This is a genomic window from Nostoc sp., from assembly GCF_036918245.1.
Lineage (GTDB): Bacteria > Cyanobacteriota > Cyanobacteriia > Cyanobacteriales > Nostocaceae > Nostoc.
The window spans coordinates 54462-71754 of the sequence record NZ_JBALEF010000007.1; the positions used below are offsets into that span (position 1 = coordinate 54462).

The 17293-nt window shown below is 44.8% G+C and carries 13 protein-coding genes and 5 pseudogenes; 14 read left to right on the forward strand and 4 right to left on the reverse strand.

What is annotated here, in order from left to right:
• Window positions 1–33: 33 nt before the first annotated feature.
• Window positions 34–201 (reverse strand): annotated as a pseudogene (locus V7L12_RS01960) (transposase family protein); the annotation flags it as partial.
• Window positions 202–315: 114 nt separating this feature from the next.
• Between V7L12_RS01960 and V7L12_RS01965 the strand changes: the two are divergent.
• Window positions 316–810 carry a helix-turn-helix domain-containing protein gene (locus tag V7L12_RS01965; protein ID WP_335081642.1) on the forward strand — a complete coding sequence of 165 codons (495 nt, stop codon included), beginning with the start codon at window positions 316–318 and terminating at the stop codon, window positions 808–810.
• 332 nt (window positions 811–1142) lie between these two features.
• Entirely contained in the window at window positions 1143–1373 is a 231-nt protein-coding gene (locus tag V7L12_RS01970) for a transposase (protein ID WP_335081644.1), read from the forward strand.
• Window positions 1374–1425: 52 nt separating this feature from the next.
• On the opposite strand, the pseudogene V7L12_RS01975 reads toward V7L12_RS01970, so the two are convergent.
• From V7L12_RS01975 to V7L12_RS01985, 3 genes and pseudogenes are all read right to left on the reverse strand, one after another.
• Window positions 1426–1906, reverse strand: a pseudogene (locus tag V7L12_RS01975) (transposase); the annotation flags it as partial.
• 142 nt (window positions 1907–2048) lie between these two features.
• Window positions 2049–2474 (reverse strand): annotated as a pseudogene (locus V7L12_RS01980) (transposase); the annotation flags it as partial.
• A gap of 57 nt (window positions 2475–2531) precedes the next feature.
• A complete protein-coding gene (locus tag V7L12_RS01985; RefSeq protein WP_335081647.1) occupies window positions 2532–3587 on the reverse strand; it encodes an LLM class flavin-dependent oxidoreductase in 1056 nt (351 codons plus the stop codon).
• 158 nt (window positions 3588–3745) lie between these two features.
• Here V7L12_RS01985 and V7L12_RS01990 point away from each other — a divergent pair, with 158 nt between their 5' ends.
• From V7L12_RS01990 to V7L12_RS02045, 12 genes and pseudogenes are all read left to right on the forward strand, one after another.
• Window positions 3746–4822, forward strand: a complete 1077-nt coding sequence (locus tag V7L12_RS01990; protein WP_335081649.1) for an LLM class flavin-dependent oxidoreductase — start codon at window positions 3746–3748, stop codon at window positions 4820–4822.
• Between the two features lie 112 nt (window positions 4823–4934).
• Window positions 4935–5795: a hypothetical protein gene (locus V7L12_RS01995; RefSeq protein ID WP_335081651.1), complete on the forward strand. Its 861-nt coding sequence runs from the start codon at window positions 4935–4937 to the stop codon at window positions 5793–5795.
• A 449-nt stretch (window positions 5796–6244) separates the two neighbouring features.
• Window positions 6245–7591, forward strand: a complete 1347-nt coding sequence (locus tag V7L12_RS02000; RefSeq protein WP_335081654.1) for an LLM class flavin-dependent oxidoreductase — start codon at window positions 6245–6247, stop codon at window positions 7589–7591.
• A gap of 68 nt (window positions 7592–7659) precedes the next feature.
• Window positions 7660–8898, forward strand: coding sequence for an acyl-CoA dehydrogenase family protein (locus V7L12_RS02005; RefSeq protein ID WP_335081656.1), 1239 nt, complete (start codon window positions 7660–7662; stop codon window positions 8896–8898).
• Between the two features lie 101 nt (window positions 8899–8999).
• Window positions 9000–10190, forward strand: a complete 1191-nt coding sequence (locus V7L12_RS02010) for an LLM class flavin-dependent oxidoreductase (RefSeq protein ID WP_335081657.1) — start codon at window positions 9000–9002, stop codon at window positions 10188–10190.
• Between the two features lie 121 nt (window positions 10191–10311).
• A complete protein-coding gene (locus tag V7L12_RS02015) occupies window positions 10312–10968 on the forward strand; it encodes a methionine ABC transporter permease (protein ID WP_335081659.1) in 657 nt (218 codons plus the stop codon).
• A gap of 327 nt (window positions 10969–11295) precedes the next feature.
• Window positions 11296–12369 carry an aliphatic sulfonate ABC transporter substrate-binding protein gene (locus V7L12_RS02020; protein ID WP_335081662.1) on the forward strand — a complete coding sequence of 358 codons (1074 nt, stop codon included), beginning with the start codon at window positions 11296–11298 and terminating at the stop codon, window positions 12367–12369.
• Between the two features lie 155 nt (window positions 12370–12524).
• Window positions 12525–12842: pseudogene (locus V7L12_RS02025) on the forward strand (class II aldolase/adducin family protein); the annotation flags it as partial.
• A gap of 96 nt (window positions 12843–12938) precedes the next feature.
• Window positions 12939–13970, forward strand: coding sequence for an ABC transporter substrate-binding protein (locus V7L12_RS02030; RefSeq protein ID WP_335081664.1), 1032 nt, complete (start codon window positions 12939–12941; stop codon window positions 13968–13970).
• Between the two features lie 61 nt (window positions 13971–14031).
• Window positions 14032–14259, forward strand: a complete 228-nt coding sequence (locus tag V7L12_RS02035) for a hypothetical protein (RefSeq protein ID WP_335081666.1) — start codon at window positions 14032–14034, stop codon at window positions 14257–14259.
• 413 nt (window positions 14260–14672) lie between these two features.
• Window positions 14673–16124, forward strand: coding sequence for an NAD(P)-binding domain-containing protein (locus V7L12_RS02040; RefSeq protein ID WP_335081668.1), 1452 nt, complete (start codon window positions 14673–14675; stop codon window positions 16122–16124).
• A gap of 167 nt (window positions 16125–16291) precedes the next feature.
• Window positions 16292–17086, forward strand: a pseudogene (locus V7L12_RS02045) (ISL3 family transposase); the annotation flags it as partial.
• Window positions 17087–17293: the final 207 nt, after the last annotated feature.

Genomic DNA, 17293 nt, shown 5'->3' on the forward strand with positions numbered 1-17293 from the left:
ATAGGGGTTTGAGCATAAATTACGGCTAATTTATCAGTTTAGGGGCAAAAATATTGGTAGAAATAATCGGAATAAATTAATATCACTTGTTTTTCCTAAGTTTCCAATATAAATTTCAACAATATCTTCTCCATTGGGCAACACAATAAACTGGTTTTTCAGGGTATGCATTTTTTTCTTGCCAGAGTAATGCTGTTTTTGATCTTGATAGTCTAGAGGTCATTAAGATAGCTTGTTCTGCACTAATACCAATTCTGTATGAAGATGCGCCAAACTATGCCAAACTTCTAAACGGGTGCATTTAGTGATTTTGTTATGAGTCGTACATTCCAAATCGAGATTTCAGAAAGCCAAGAAGAATTGGAGAAAGCTCTCAGACATGCCACAGAAGCAAGCAGCAAAGAAAGATTGCAAATGCTTTATTGGCTCAAGAGCGGCCAAGTGAGCAGCAGGCGATCGCTAGCAGAACGTTTAGGACGCGATGAAGCAACCATAAGTCGTTGGGTGAGAAAGTACAAAGATGAAGGACGAAGGGGCTTGCTCGAAGTCAAACATGCACCAGGGAAAGTTCCGCTCATCAGTGGTTCAGACTTAGAACGCTTAAAACAGCAGTTGCAAGAATCATCTGGGTTTCAAAGCTATGGTGAAATTCAACAATGGCTCAAGAGTGAATTAGGGCTTTCACTGGCTTACAAAACGGTTTATGAAGTTGTTCGCAACCGTTTAGGTGCGAAGTTGAAAGTGCCTCGTCCTCAAAGCACTAAACAACACCCACAAAGTCTATCTCACTTTAAAAAAAACTTCCTCTAGCATTCAAATTCTTGCAGGAGGAAAATGGAAGTGGGGAAGAGATTAAGGTACTTGTGTCAAGACGAAACACGTTTAGGATTAAAGACAATTGCAGGACGTTTAATTACGGCTAGAGGGGTTAAACCTGTAGGCTTAAGCCAGTGGCAACGGCAGAATTTTTATTTATATGGTGTTGTCGAACCGCTGAGTGGATACAGCTTTTTCTATGAGTTTCCCTACCTCAATGGAGATTGTTTCCAACGTTTTTTGGAATTACTGTCTGCTGACCTTGGGGATGATATCGCAGTCATACAGTTCGACCAAGGGTCATTTCACAAAGCTAAAGCTCTCGATTGTCAGATAATATTATCCCTATTTTTCAACCTCCTCACTCTCCCGAACTCAATCCGATTGAACGTTTTTGGGAATTTCTCAAATCGAAACTGCAATGGGAAAGTTGTAAAACCCTCGTGCAACTACAGCAGAAGTTAACTGATGTACTAAAAACAATTACACCTGAAATGATTGCTTCTCTCACTTCTTACGACTTTATTCTTGAAGCTTTATTTAGCGCAGCTTCATAAAGAAATGGTATAAGTAGGTGGGCGGAAAAAATTACAAGTATGTAACGAAACGTTAAGCAATGGGATTAGAGTTAAATTTCACACGTTGTGTACGGTAACTTCCTTTTTCTCCCCTAGTTTCAACACCATTAATTACGGCATAAGCAAGGTCTAATTCATCATCAAATGTTTGCCCTAAGAGTTCATCTTTTTTCAGATGTTGCCACTCTAATTCAATGGGATTCATTTCGGAACAATATTTGGGCAAAAAGAAGATGTACAAACCTATGCTCTCCCATTTAGACCAGAGTTTTTGTACTTCTTTGCATCGGTGTATAGGCCCGTTATCCTGGACAATTACCCTAGTACATCCCGTTCTTTGGGTATCAGCAGCTTCTTGCTCCATTATTTGGATATAAGACTTGCGGTTAACACCCCCGATTACTAGACCGTAAACAAAACGTAATTATTGGTTGAAGAAACCCAATAATACTTAATCTACGACCACGACGTTTTGTTTGCTCTATACGTTTCTGCTCACCTGTGAAGTAATAACCCAAGTTGCGGGTTATCAAATTTTAGATTTTTTTGCATCCGTCGTATTCATGCGATCGCCATCACAAGTTGACAGTTGCGCTACGCACAACTGTCAACTTGGACTCAATCAAAAATCTCATTTAAAGTAATATATTTAACTCATTCAATGAATGCTTGTTGGAGGGTAAATGAAAAAATAAATACTTCAACCTTCAGTAAAAACCCTTCATAAGTAACCGCATGAATGAATTTTGGGAAAACACCTGTGATCCTACTGAAGACGGTTTCAATATAATGTCGAGTCGATTGTTTAATATATTGATTCCAGGGTAGGTCTTGACGCTTGGAATTCTTCTTACACATTACTTTCAAAAATATTTGACTACTTTCTTCCAGATCATTCTCAACGGTATAATCGGTATAGGCTGAATCAGCATATACTTCACTACTAGGTGGTAAATTTAACGGCAAGGCGTTGAGCGCACGTACATCGGAAGCGCTGCCAGGCATAAATACAAATTCGACCGGGATACCGCTTTTAGTCGTTAATAACTGAACTCGAACCCCGTAGAAATATCGTTTTTTTAGTGAAGCAGCTCATCACAAATTACCAACCGTTGGAAGGGCGCATTCAGTCAACAACTAAGCAACTTTTTGCAAGTGTTGCACGCGAGGCATAACTTCTTGGGCAAAACGTGTCATCTCCCGGACAAAGGGATTAAATTGCAGCATGAAAGTATCGATACCTGCATCAACGAAAGCTGCAACGCGAGTTGCAACTGTATCATAGCTGCCAACCAATCCTGCGGCTGTGCCACCATTGCCGCCAACAGCTGGATTTTTGGCGAACAGTTGGAACATGACGGCTTCTGTGTCAACTCCTTTAGCAACACTTAACTTATATTGTTCTTCCAACTTTTGCAGTGCCATGAGTCGTTCTAGTTCTGCTTGCGCTTCTTCGTCTGTAGTCCGGGCAATGACAAAGGCTGACAGACCAAAGCGGACTGGTTGGGCTAGGAAACGTGGTCGATCCAAAACTTGTTTAATTACTTTGCGGACATCTTCAATCGGCTGACCGTTGATGAAATAAACATCGGCTTGTTGGGCTGCTAAAATTTGTGCTGGGTCTGATGCTCCTCCCAAATAGATACGAGGATAGGGTTGAGCAATAGAGAAGGGTCGAAGGCTCAAATCTTGGATTTTGAAATATTCACCCTCGAAGTTCACCCTCTCACCGCTCCACAAAGCTCTAATAACCTGCAACCATTCACCAGAATAGCAATAACGTTCATCATGGGGAGGGAAGGGGATATTAATACGCTCCATTTCTGGGCGAAACCAAGCACTAATTAGGTTTATGGCAAAACGTCCACCACTTATTGCATCAATTCCCAAAGCCATTTTGGCTAGAACAGCTGGATGAAATAATAAAGGTTTAATCGCGGCGATAATTTCTATACTTTCTGTAGCTTCAGCCAAGGCCGCACAAGCTGTCCAAGTTTCCAACTGTTGTAAATCCAGACTACGGGGATTGGCAAGGTGCTGTGCGACTAAGGTTGTGACATATCCTAAGCGTTCTGCTTCTAATACTAGCGATCGCGTGCGTTCATAACTAGCATCAATCGGTTCATCTGGCGTATTTAGAGGGCCAAAGTTACCTCCAACAGGGACCCAAATACCGTAGCGTGGTTCTGACATTCTTGCCTCCAAATTAAATGGGGACTCGGGAGATACACCTTGTTTTTTATCCTCACCTATGCAAATCTCATAGTATACTACTATAAATCTATCGGCTTATAGTGTATTTAGTTGCAAAAATAAAGTTTTAGTGCCGACTACAAAGTTTCTAGAAAGCTATGTCTGAACCACGATATGGGATTTGGATTCCCGTTTACGGCAACTGCGGCGTGATGAACCATCCTCTTGAACCTCGTGATGCTAGTTACTCACGAGCCAAGAATTTAATCCAGTTGGCTCAAAGGTGCGGATTTAGCACAACTTTAATAGCGCAACATATCATCAATCCCAGGAACCAAGAACTTGACCAGCTAGAAACTTGGACAGCAGCAGCAGCTTTGGCAGAAGCAACAAACTCTATCGAGATTATTGCAGCTGTTAAGCCATTACTGTTTCATCCCGCCGTCTTAGCAAAGATGGCATTAGGTATTGATGCTATAAGTCATGGACGTTTTTCTATTAACTTAGTAAGTGCCTGGTTCAAGCCAGAAATGGAAAAACCGGGGATAAATTTCCTTACCCACGATGAGCGTTATCGTTATTCAGATGAATGGATTAGGGTCGTAAAAGCCCTATGGAGTGGAGAAAAAGTTAACTTCTACGGTGAATATTTTCAGATCAATGATTTGAAGCTCAATCCTCCACCTATAGCCAAACCACATCCGTGTGTATATTTAGGGGGAGAGTCAGAACCAGCCCAAGAACTAGCTGCAAAAGAAGCGCATACATTTTTCCTCAATGGTCGTCCGATTGAAGTCATCCGCGAAACCATTGCTCAAGTTGCTCAAAAAACTAAGTTTCGCTTTCAACCTCTGGGCTTCGCCATGTCAGCTTTTGTCATTGCTCGACCGACAGACGAAGAAGCGGAAGCGGAATATCAAAACCTTAGAACAATGGTACTAACACAAGACGATCGCTCAGAATTACTCAAAGGAGTAGATTCTGAAGTAGTTATGTTCAAAAACATGGCTAAGTACCCTGGTGTGGGGAGCAATGGCGGTACAGCAGCAGGATTGGTTGGTAGCTATGAAACTGTAGCCCATCGGATTGCTGAATTTACCAAAGTAGGAATTGATACTTTCATGCTGCAATTCCAGCCTTTTGCCCCAGAAATGGAGCGTTTTGCTGCGGAAATTATACCAAGAGTGCGAGCGTTAACGGTAGACGCCAACTTGAAAATCGGGGCTAGAGGCTAAGAATTTTAGATTTTGGACTTCGGCTCCTTTCGGCTTCGCTCAAGGCAAGTCGCTCAGTCGAACGATTTTAGATTTTGGATTAAATTGTTCTCCACTACCCAAAGGAAACTTTATGACAGCAATACTTACTCGTCCAGCTTGGACTACTGATTTAGAACTGGAAATTTTTGACAAACTACTTGATAAGTACGCCCCTCACATTCCGAAGAAGCGATGCCTGCGGCGGTCACTGAGCGCAGCCGAAGTGCGGGCTACGCCTACGCAAGAACCTAGATCGCCGGAAACTGATGAGGAAAGAGAGAATTTCTACCGCTTCCGTGTGGCTGGTGCAGCCCATGACCTGTTTATTGTGCAAGTCTGCGCTAAGATAATTGACTCCTTTTCTGACCCAGAATTACAGCTATTTTTGAGTAGACAAATCGGTGATGATGGCGCACACGCTCAAAATACTCGTTTAAGAACGCAGGCCATATCGGGACGCGACCCAATCGAGGATATCCAAAAGCAGGTGCAGAAGCATTGGGATTATATGGGTGATTTACCCATTCGTAATTGGCAAGGCTTTTTAGCATTTGAGTTACATTACGAACTTCATATTGTGGCTTTGCTATTCATCAATAGTCGTACCAGCAAAATCAACGACCCAGACTCAGCCAAGTTTGCAGCAGAAAGAATCCTGCCAGATGAAGCAGTCCACCGCTTAGGAGTTGTGGATTGGTGGCAGCGTCAATTTGATAAAGCTTCGCTAGCAGAGAAAGAAGATTTAATTGCACAAGTCATAGAAGCAGACGAAGAAGGTCAACGCCGACGCAATCCTTACCTTCGGGATCATTGGCAGTTGAGTCAAAAAGCTATTGGTATTGAAATTGATGATTTGCCAGTACTTTATGATGCTTGGCGGCGAGAGGTTCTTTCTTACTTCTTGGATATCCCTATATCTAGACTGCCCAAACTTGTGAGCGTGAATGATTGATGATAAAAAACTGCCCTTTAAGCTTTAATTTGAAACAAGCTCCCAAATAAGGAACGATTAACTTCTACGGTTTACCGTAGTAACACAATTAATTTTTCAGATTTTCTCAGATTTTAAATATTACTAATTATCAATAAATTAGTAATATTTATAATTGCCAGGTTAATTTTGTAATAACTATAGGATTGTTAGCTATTATTAACTATTTTTTATGAGGTATTCTTTTGAAAGTTTAGTCGCTAATCACACGACAAACGTCAGGTTTAAGGCCTATCATATTTATCTATCAAAGTCAGATTTTTAAAATAAATTGATCTGGAATTTTAGCTATATTTTTGTTTGTTTTAGATATAATTTCGATGTTAAAGTCGGACGAAAAATTTTTAAGAATCAACAACTACCTCAAGGGGACGGTTGCCCCTGCATTCTAAACATGATACGGAGGGCTAATGAGCAGATCGAAGCAATTAAAACTGGGTGCTTTCATGCGCCCGGTAAGCATACATACAGGCGCTTGGCGCTATCCTGGGGCTTTGCCTGACGCTAATTTCAACTTCCCAGCGCTGAAACGATTCATCCAGAAACTAGAGCAGGGCAAGTTTGACGCATTCTTCATGGCTGACCACTTAGCGGTGCTGGATATGCCAATCAACGCACTGAAGCGCAGCCATACTGTCACATCCTTTGAACCTTTCACCCTACTTTCTGCCCTTGCCAGCGTCACCGAACACATCGGGCTGGTAGCCACCGCTTCCACGACCTATGACCAGCCTTACCACATCGCTCGCCGCTTTGCGTCTCTCGACCATATTAGTGGCGGTCGTGCTGGCTGGAACATCGTCACCACAGCCAATCCAGACGCAGCGCTCAACTTTGGATTAGAAGAAGAGGTAGAGCATGATGAACGCTATCGGCGGGCTAGAGAATTTTATGATGTTGTCACGGGTCTTTGGGATTCCTTTGCTGACGATGCGTTTATTCGGGACGTGGAAGCAGGGATTTATTTCGACCCTGCAAAGCTTCACGTTCTGAATCATAAGGGAAAATATCTCTCAGTGCGAGGGCCATTGAACATCGCCAGACCTGTCCAAGGCTGGCCGGTAATCGTTCAGGCAGGCGCATCCGAAGCCGGACGGCAATTAGCCGCCGAAACCGCCGAGGCTGTGTTTGCACCTGCTAGTAATCTGGAAGCTGGCAAAGCTTTATTTGCAGACATTAAGGGACGGGCGCAGGCGAAGGGGCGTGACCCAGACAGCATAAAAATCCTTCCAGGTGCTTTAGTCATCGTGGGGGAAACCGTCGCCGAAGCATATGCCAAGCGTCTTCATTTGGACAGCCTAGTACATTATGACAGTGGGATCGCCAGCCTCAATAGTGCGCTTGGCTACGATGTTTCGGGTTTTGATCCAGATGGCCCCTTGCCAGAAATCCCACCGAATAACGCTGGTCACTCTTCACGAGAAAGAGTAATAGCCTTAGCGCAACATGAGAACTTGACTATTCGACAACTGGCGCAACGCATTGGCAGTTATGGCGGACTGGCCTTTGTCGGCACACCCCAAAGCATCGCCGATGAGATGGAGCAATGGCTGATTGAGGAAGGCTCTGACGGTTTCAACATCATGTTCTCTTTTCTTCCTGAAGGATTGAATGATTTTGTCGATAAAGTTGTGCCAGAACTCCAACGACGTGGGATTTTTCGTCAAGAGTACGAGGGCAAGACGCTGCGCGAAAATCTGGGACTGACGCGCCCTGTCAACCGCTTCTTTCAAACCACCACTGCTTCCGTTAGCTAGACGCTTATGTGATAAAAATCTCTTTCCCCAGTCCCCAGTCCCTTATTCCCAAAATAGAGAGAAAAACAATGACTCAAATTGAAGAAAAAGTTATAGATTCTACTTTCCAGTTCTCCGCTCCTGTCACAGCCAAATCTCCCGAACTGCAAGCTTTGTTTGATTTCATTGCTCTGGGAGCAAGTGAGCGCGATCGCGATCGCATCCTTCCTTATAATGTAGTTGAATTGATCCGGCGTTCCAGGTTGGGTGCATTGCGAATCCCCGTTGCCGAAGGTGGTGGTGGTAGCACCGCGCGCGAACTATTCGAGGTCGTGATTCGGCTGGGGGATGCTGATCCAAATGTCGCTCACATTGTACGGAATCATTTCTCTGTAACGGAGCGAATTTTGCGTTCTGAGCGCACCCAAAGGAATCGTCGCTGGCTCAAAGCAGTCGTCGATGGCGCGATTATTGGACTCGCTTCGACCGAACTAGAAGCCAAACGATCGGGTGGTCGCCAAGTCGTGAATACAAAATTAACACCCGATGGTGACGGCTATCGTCTGAATGGAAGGAAATATTACAGCACTGGCAGCCTTTACGCAGACTTGATTTTTGTGCGTGTGTTAGCACCAGATGGCTCTACAGCGTATATACTCATTCCTACTAACCGCGAGGGTCTTGAACTGGTGGACGACTGGGACGGCTTCGGACAAAGACTCACAGGTACGGGAACGACTACCTTCACGAATGTCCGTGTAGAGGCTGAAGAAGTAATTTTTGAGACAGACACAGACAAAGACGACCTGCCCTACAACATCGTCCCGCAATTATTCCTGACTGCCATCAACGCCGGTATTATTCGCAGCGTTCTGCGTGATGCTACAGCCCTCATCCGTAACAGACCCCGGACTTTCTACCATGCTGTATCCGAGCAAGCCTCAGAAGACCCAATCTTGCAACAGACTGTCGGGCAGATTGCCGCCAATGCCTTTGCTGCCGAAGCGATCGTCTTGGCGGCAGCTGATGGGCTTGATCGCCTGCCTGCTGCCCAAGCCCAGGGTGAGGAATCAGAGACGGCTGCGGCACTAGCAACTTCTCTGAGTGCATCCAAAGCCAAATTGATTGTTGATGATTTGGCTCTACGTTCAGCGACCTTATTGTTTGAAGTTGGTGGGGCTTCCACAACAAAGAAAAGCTCCAACTTTGATCGTCATTGGCGCAACGCCCGTACCTTATCCTCACACAACCCAAATCACTTTAAGGCTCGTGCGATCGGCGACTACGAGATCAACGGTACACCATTGCCGCAACGAGGATTCTTCTAATTTTGTTCAGATCCCTGACTTCTAACATGCGGGAAACCACTTTATGAGTATTTATCAGAAGTCGGGGATCTTGCAGCCAACCGAAACCGTTGAGAGGAACTATGAGTGCAATTGATACTACTTCTTTGAGAGCAAGTAAAGAGGCGATCGCCTCTCCAACAGACTATCCCCAAAGCCCATTATCCCAAGCTCTCCGGCAGCCAGTACTGCTAGGGCTGTTTTTACCGATTCATCACGGTGGTTGGAGTTCTTCTAATCTACCGCGCACTACAGACTGGTCGTTTGATTACAATGCCAAACTTACCCAAAAGGCTGAGGAGCTAGGTTTTGACCTGGTTTTCGGCTATTCCACATGGCAGCCGAAGGGCGGACAGGGGCCAACTCGGACAGAAGCAGGCTTAGATGCCTTCATTGCTACTGCTTCCCTTGCTGGCATTACCTCACGCATTCTATTAATCTCAACAATTCACGTTCTCTACGGGCCTTGGCATCCCATCCATCTGGCTAAATTTGGTGCGACACTTGACCACATTTCTAAAGGTCGCTGGGGAATTAACGTTGTCACCGGACACAGGGCTTATGAGCATGAACTGTTCGGCTGGAGCCAAATCGAACACGATCGCCGCTATGAACTTGCTGATGAATTTGTCACCGTCCTCAAACGACTCTGGTCGGAAACAGAGAATTTTTCTTACAAAAGTCAGAGTTCTTGGCAGTTTAAGGATGCTTACATCAGCCCCCGCCCGCTTTATGGTCGCCCCATCCTAGTTAACGCCACTGGCTCGGATGCTGGCATCGAGTTTGCGGGTCGCCATTCTGATATCGTATTTATCACCAGTCCGGCTGGCGGTGATATAGAAAGCGCCTTGTCGTCGTTACCCGCCCATACAGCCCGTGTGAAACAATCGGCGATCGCTAATGCTAGACAAGTCCGCACTCTCCTAAATCCGCTTATTGTCGTGCGTGAAACTGAAAAAGAGGCAGAAGAATATGCTCAGGCGATAATTGACCATGCGGATTATCAGTCAATTGCTGGACGTTCTGGCATTAGCAGCGATGCACACGCCTGGAGGGGACATCAGAAGGGAAATCTGCGTAATGGCGTTGGCAGTGCGATCGGCGGTAATGTGCAGCTAATCGGTTCACCCGAACAAATCACCGAGCAAATTTTGCAACTGAATAAAGCTGGTGTCGATGGCTTCCAGCTTGCCTTCTACGATTTCGAGCCTGATCTTGATTTCTTTGGTAAGCGCCTTCTACCACTACTGAAACAGGCTGGACTTAGATTCTAAGTTCTCCAACCCAGCTAATACCAATTTTCTAAAATCGGGCAACACATTCAAAATTTGACCTTCTTAATTAGGAATTACGAATTGGTATTCCGCCCTGTTTTCAATTTTGCGAGGTGCATGAATGCAAGGACAAGAATTACTACAAAGCTTGTTGCTAGCCACTAGTGAAACTTTTTACATGGTAAGTATATCTACCCTGGTTGCAATAGTATTAGGCTTACCTTTGGGCTTGTTGCTAGTGATGACAGGCCCCGGAAACTTGCTAGATTTTCCCCAAGTGCATAAAGTGCTGGGTGCGATCGTCAATACTGGACGCTCATTTCCTTTTATTATTCTGCTTGTCGTTTTAACACCACTAACACGCCTAATTGTTGGCACTTCCATCGGTAGCACAGCCGCTTTAGTTCCCCTAACTCTCGCCGCCATCCCATTTTTTGGTCGCATTGCTGAAACTAGCATTTTAGAAGTTGATAAGGGACTAATAGAAGCTGCCCAAGCAATGGGGTGCAATTATTGGCAAATCGTTCTCAAAGTATTGATTCCCGAAGCTTTGCCTTCACTGGTATTAGGTATGACGATTCTAATTGTGAGTTTACTTAACTCTTCCGCGATGGCTGGGGCTGTAGGTGGAGGTGGATTAGGTAATTTGGCAATTCAATACGGCTACCAACGCTTCGATGTAGGGGTCATGTTTTCTACCATTGTGGTTTTGATTGCATTAGTACAAATTATTCAATTTATAGGTGATTTAATTGCACAGCGTATGAGAAAACGCTGAACGAAGGCTAGTGATCTGTCAAGCGAAGTTTAAAGGCTAAATAAACGAACCGCATTCGCGCAGCGTCTCGTTAGAGAAGGATGCAAAGAGCGCAAAGGAAGAAGGAAAAGAGAGATCACTACTTGAGTGTAGGTTCACCTAGAAATACCTGGACTAAATTCTCATAGTCAAAGATAAAGAAATATTGATTAGATTTGAACAGCCCATCAAAAGGTGGTATCTTATTTTTACATACTACGGCAAGTCAATCAATTTAGTGTATTATACTTGTTATCATCATAGATATGGCTGCTTAAACTCCTAAAAATTGATATCAAGGAGTCCATTGTGAGGAATTATTTAAAAGAACACCGCTTTCAATATAAAAAAAAATATTCTGACAGTAAGAACTTTGCGATCGCAGCTTCTTTTCTTGGTTTGATAGCTTCTGGTTGCAGTCAACAAACAGCTATCAATGCCACAGCTAACTCAGATTCCTCTTCAAAAACTCTCACTACCAAAACTACAGAGAAAAACAATGTGATTCGCTTGGGCTACCAAAAAGGCGGGATTATTCCCATTGCACGTCAACGAGGTGAGTTAGAGCGTAAGTTAGCGACGCAAAATATTAAAGTTGAATGGAGTGGGCCATTTGACCGTTGCGCTACGCTTTTAAGTTCTCTCAATGGTAATCGGGCAGATATTGGTGGATGTGGTGATATTCCTTCCATCTCTGGAATTGCTGCTGGACAACCTCTTTGTATTGGTTCTGTACAGCGTCCTAGTCCAGATTCTTTGAGTAATGCCATCTTAGTTCGTGGTGATTCTCCCATTCGTAACCCGGCTGATTTAGTAGGTAAAAAAGTTGCTGTTAATCAAGGTGGTGCAGGCGAATATCTGTTATTAAAAGTTTTGGAAAAAGAAAAGATTCCTTCATATAAAGTCCAGCGAGTTTACTTATCACCGAATGATGCTGCACCTGCTCTATATCAAGGTTCTGTTGATGCGTGGGCAGTTTGGGAACCTTATATTTCCATTGCCCAATTAGAACATAAGGCGCGAAGAATCACCACTACACACCCTGCTCCAACCTACGGCATTATGGTTGTTCGTGGTGATGCAGCTAAAGAAAATCCTCTAGCCGTGAAAGCTGCTCTCACTGCTTTGAGTGAGGATGGTGAATGGTTAAATCAACATACTAATGCTGCATCAGATTTTTTAGTTAAACAGCTAAAAGTCTCTGATGCGGTAGCCAAGCAGGTGACTAAAAATCGAGGTCCAGAGTCTTACGTATTTCCTAATGCTGAAGATATCACCAATCTTCAGAAAACAGCTGATTGGTTACTAGAGCAAAAAATTATTCCGCAACGAGTAGATATTACAACGGCAGTGTGTCCGTTAGAAACTACCGCCGCTAGGTAGCAAAGATACAGTATTCGATCCATCTATCTTAATCCATGTCATGGGTAACGATACTGATAGCATTTGGCGACATCATTATCATCCCGAACAAAAGAGTCTGCGGTCTTTACGCTCTAGATATTGCAATGTACTTATGAAACAAGAAAGAGAAAATCATGGCAAATTTCACTAGACCACAACCGCCAGTCTTTGAACGAGTTGAAGAAGAACGACTCTATCGCAAACAACGCCTTGCTGCGGCGTTTCGACTGTTTGCTCGTTTTGGCTTTAGTGAGGGAACAGCAGGCCACATTACCGCCAGAGATCCAGAGTTTACCGACCATTTTTGGGTAAATCCCCTTGGCAAGTACTTTGGTCACATCCGTGTTTCTGACTTGATTTTGGTCGATAGAGAAGGAGAAGTTGTCAAAGGTAATGCTCCTGTCAATCGCGCCGCTTTTGCCATTCATTCACAGGTTCATGAGGCGCGGCCCAGCCGCTCTACGACCGAATTGTGGGCGAAGAACCAGACTTACTAGAGTAGTTGGTGGTTATTTTTCTTCATTGTCTTTTTATACCCAAAAATTAACGTGTCTACCAATTGGCTATCGCAGAATTTTTTCTTTTCTCTGGGTTGCTTGTTAATAGCAACAACAGCTTGCTCAGAGGTTAAGTCTACGAGTCCGGCAACGATCGCTGCTAATCCTGGTCCATCCCAAATCGCAGTATCGAATACAACTCAATTGCATGTTGCTAAATATAAAGGTGGCTGGGACTTAAATTTAAAGTGGGCTGGACTAGATAATTTCCCTTATCAAACTCAATTTACTGAGTTTAGTGGGGGTAATTTGATGGTACAGTCAATCAATGCTGGTGCGATTGACTTGGGCTCAGCTAGTGAAATTCCGCCGATTTTTGCGATTGAATCGAAAGCATCTGTAAAAATTATTGCCACTCTCAAAGGGCCAACGATTGGTCAAGTTGTACTCGTACCCAAGGACTCGACTGCCAAAACGATCGCTGACCTCAAAGGTAAGAAAGTGGGTTACGTTAAAGCTACAACTGCCCACTACTTCCTGATTAAGATGTTGGAAAAAGTCGGGCTGACGATGAAGGATATCAATGCAATTCCTTTATCAATACCCGATGGACTTTCAGCTTTTCGTAAAGGACAGCTTGATGCTTGGGCTACCTACGGTTATGCCATCCCCCAAGCCAAAAAAGAAGGGGCGCGGGTACTGGAATCTGCAAAAGATATTTTGAGTGGTAACTTTGTGATTATTGCTTCACCCAATGCGATCGCCGATCCCCAAAAGAAGGTTGCGATCGCTGATTTTCTCTGTCGTTTGCAGAAATCTCAAACTTGGCGGGAATCTAATCTCAAGCAGTGGTCGAAGAATTATGCAACGACCATTGATGTTGATCAAGGCATTGTTTATCAGGATGCCAAGCAAGGACAACAACAGCGTCGTCAAGAATTACTTCCTGTTTCTGACGCAGCGATTGCTTCTCAGCAAAAGGTCGCTGATACCTTTTTTCAAGCAGGTGTGATTTCCACAAAAGTTGATGTGAAACAACTTTGGGACAGCAGTTTTAACGAAGATATCGCCAAATGCCAATAATTGCAGCAAGAAGTAAAAAGCTAAATGTCAAAATCACCTTATTTTTAATAAGGGTAAAAATATGTTTCATGGAATAGAAAGAGAATTATTAAATGGAGTACCTTGGTTATTTGGGCAAGAGTCTCAATTACCACATCATCTCCAATTAACAGATCAGCAAGAAGATGAGATCCGTGATATTTGGGAATTCCCACCACAAGAATCTGCTGATCGTGAGCGTGTTCTTAAGCAGGAGATAAAACGGTTTGAGATTTTCAGCAAACTAAAAAGTTTTTCTTTAAAGGCGTAGGCGTAGCCCGCACAACTCTTGGAGACGCTCTTGCTAGCTTGCTTCTTTGTAGGAGTACGACAAAGCTACTTCGACTCCCTTCCCTACGGGACGCTACGCGAACGGCTTCGCTCCGGGCAAGTCGCTCAGTACAAGTCAGTGACCACCGCAGGCATCGCCAATAAATAAAGATAAGCGTTATCAGCTACTCAAATTAATAGAAAATTTCAACTAATTTGCAATGTGCAGTACAGCTTTACCGGGGTAGCTTCTTTCAAGTATTTGGGTGACATCAGCACCGCTTCGCTAACAGTCAGTAATTATTTTATTTGTAAAACTTAATATTAGATAAACTAATTATTAGTTAATCATAATAGTATGCTTTTCAGTATCACTAATCTCGATAAAATCTCATTTCATCCTCAAATACCGACATGACAACAACGACTGACCTCGATTTTGCCGCACGTGAGGCGTTGCGCCTACTCGGGCCCGATCCTGAAAACTGGGTGAGCGATCGCTCAGGCATTGACCACAATGTGACAATAGTAGGCGGTAGTGGCAGTGGCAGCACCTTCGCATTTGCACTGCGGCGTGCCGGCATTGGTCGCGTGACAGTCATCGATGAGGCTCTTGACGAAGCTCATGCTGGCGTGTGGCTGACGCGGGCGCGGATGAAAAAGCTACGTACACCGAAAAACCTGCCAGGGCCAGAACTGGGCATTCCGGCGCTATCATTTCAAGCTTGGTACGAGACGCGGCACGGTGTTGAGGCATACGCAGCGCTTGACCGCATTCCACGAGTGGCGTGGGCTGAGTACCTCAGCTGGTATCGGCATTTTCTGGGCATTCCAGTTCGGTATCAGATGAAGTTGGTGCGGATTGAGCCGGACGCAGGTTTCTTTCGTCTACACCAAGAAGTGAACGGTGTCGCGCAGGTGGAAACCACACGTAAAATTATCTTCGCCAACGGTGTAGCTGGCACTGGTGGCCCAAACATACCGCCTGTATTGGCATCTCTGCCACGCACCTTATATGCACACACCGCCGATGAAATCGACTTCAACAATCTGCGTGGCAAAACAGTAGCAGTGCTGGGTGCTGCGGCCTCAGCCTTTGATGCGGCAGGAGTGGCATTGGAATCAGGCGCTAAGGCAGTACACCTGTTCGCACGACAGCCAGCGATCGCATCTCTGCCAGTGAATCGCCTGCGAGGTTATCCTGGCGCTTACTATAACTATCCGCAACTGCCTGATGTAGCTCGCTGGTTCCAAGCTTGGCGGTTTAATCAGGTTGGCTCTACACCACCACCAGACGCAATCGAGCGGGTAATAGGGTTCTCTAACTTCCACCTGCACTTATCTGCACCGTGGAAATCTGCTCACAACCAAGGCGATCGGATCGTCGCTCAAGTAAATGATGATGTTTTCGAGTTCGATTTTGCGATCGCTGGTACTGGCTACTTTGTTGATCCGACAAAGCGGCCGGAACTCGCCGAATTTGCACATCACATCGCACTTTGGTGCGATCGCTATGAAGCCCCAGCCGACCAGCGTGATGATCAACTCAGCACCTACCCTTACCTTGGCAGCGCCCATGAATACCAAGAGAAAGTACCTGGCAACGCCCCCTACCTGAAGGACATCCATGTGTTCAATCCTGCTGGCTTCGTAAGCTTCGGTCTGCCCATCGGTGACGTACCTAGTATCCGACGCGATGTGCCAGCAGTAGTGGCACGTATCAGCCACGACTTATTCTTCGCTGACTGGTCATTACACGAAGCCCGGATCACTAGCGGCAACATTTCGCCGGACTTCGACACATCATTGTATGCAGATGCGGTATGGAAACAGCAAGCCAAGGTGCAGTCAGCTAAATCTGCGTAGCGTTTATAATTCACGCCTAATGTGAATTAAAATGGTCTGCACCCAGATATGCAATCGAGAATCAGCTACCAAACTGCTCTCAACACCTTAACAGAACATCTTTACCGTCACACAGGGATGAACACAGCCGGCGTTGCATAATAAGGTATGAGTATAGCGTGCTAAAACCGGTGTGCGCTTTTCCCACTCATCAAATCCATAGCCACTACGAACGCTGTTTAGCTGATTTATCGTGGGCAGAGTACCATGTCTCCTGGGAACTTCAGGTGCGGAAGTATTTTTGCCTGAATCAACAGTGCAAGCGACGCATTTTTACCGAACGGCTACCCGGCATCGTAGCACCTTGGGCACGGCGGACGCAGCGACTAGCCGAACAACTAAGTGCGATTGGCTTGGCAGTAGGAGGTGCGCCTGGAAACAAGTTGAGCCGTCGTCTTGGGCTGATGGTCAGTCGAAACACGTTACTGTCATTAGTCCGTGCTCTCCCCTTACCGCCAGTGGTCACGCCCCGGATTCTTGGGGTAGATGACTTTGCTTTGCGAAAACGTCAAACCTATGGTACTGTGCTGATTGACTTGGAGCGTAAGAAGCCCATCACTCTGTTGGCAGACCGTGAAGCGGAAACTTTAGCCGCATGGTTAAAGGAACATCCGGGAGTTGAAGTAGTTTATCGAGATCGCTCCAAAGCTTATGCTAAAGGAATTAGACAAGGAGCACCTTCAGCTATCCAAGTAGCAGATCGCTTTCACCTATTCCAAAACCTTTCCGAAACGCTTGAGCAAGTCTTTGGTACTCAGGCTCAAGTGCCAAAAGAGGTGGAAACAGCACAAAACCTTTCCCTGATTGCTGAGGCTAATGCTTGCCCAGTTGTGCCGAGGTTTCCCCAAAACACATCTTTAAAACCCACATTCCGCACCCTTAACTGTCACAATCGGTTATTACGGAAGTTGATTAATGAAAAAGGAGTAAAAAATTACATTCATCTTCAAAAAAACAGATTTGGGATAGAAAAATTCGTGAGATACATTCTTAATAAAGGGCAATAAATATAAGAGTGGTTTGGTGGAAAATTTGCATAATACAATTTTATTCTTACAAGCTTAAACATCATTGTAACTTATGCTTATCTGAAAATAAAGTTAAAAACGCCATGACTTGTTCAGAACATT

Coding starts and splice junctions, on each gene's coding strand:
- V7L12_RS01965 (WP_335081642.1), top strand. CDS start 316: ATGAGTCGTACATTCCAAATCGAGATTTCAGAAAGCCAAGAAGAATTG.
- V7L12_RS01985 (WP_335081647.1), bottom strand. CDS start 3,587: ATGTCAGAACCACGCTACGGTATTTGGGTCCCTGTTGGAGGTAACTTT.
- V7L12_RS01990 (WP_335081649.1), top strand. CDS start 3,746: ATGTCTGAACCACGATATGGGATTTGGATTCCCGTTTACGGCAACTGC.
- V7L12_RS01995 (WP_335081651.1), top strand. CDS start 4,935: ATGACAGCAATACTTACTCGTCCAGCTTGGACTACTGATTTAGAACTG.
- V7L12_RS02000 (WP_335081654.1), top strand. CDS start 6,245: ATGAGCAGATCGAAGCAATTAAAACTGGGTGCTTTCATGCGCCCGGTA.
- V7L12_RS02005 (WP_335081656.1), top strand. CDS start 7,660: ATGACTCAAATTGAAGAAAAAGTTATAGATTCTACTTTCCAGTTCTCC.
- V7L12_RS02010 (WP_335081657.1), top strand. CDS start 9,000: ATGAGTGCAATTGATACTACTTCTTTGAGAGCAAGTAAAGAGGCGATC.
- V7L12_RS02015 (WP_335081659.1), top strand. CDS start 10,312: ATGCAAGGACAAGAATTACTACAAAGCTTGTTGCTAGCCACTAGTGAA.
- V7L12_RS02035 (WP_335081666.1), top strand. CDS start 14,032: ATGTTTCATGGAATAGAAAGAGAATTATTAAATGGAGTACCTTGGTTA.
- V7L12_RS02040 (WP_335081668.1), top strand. CDS start 14,673: ATGACAACAACGACTGACCTCGATTTTGCCGCACGTGAGGCGTTGCGC.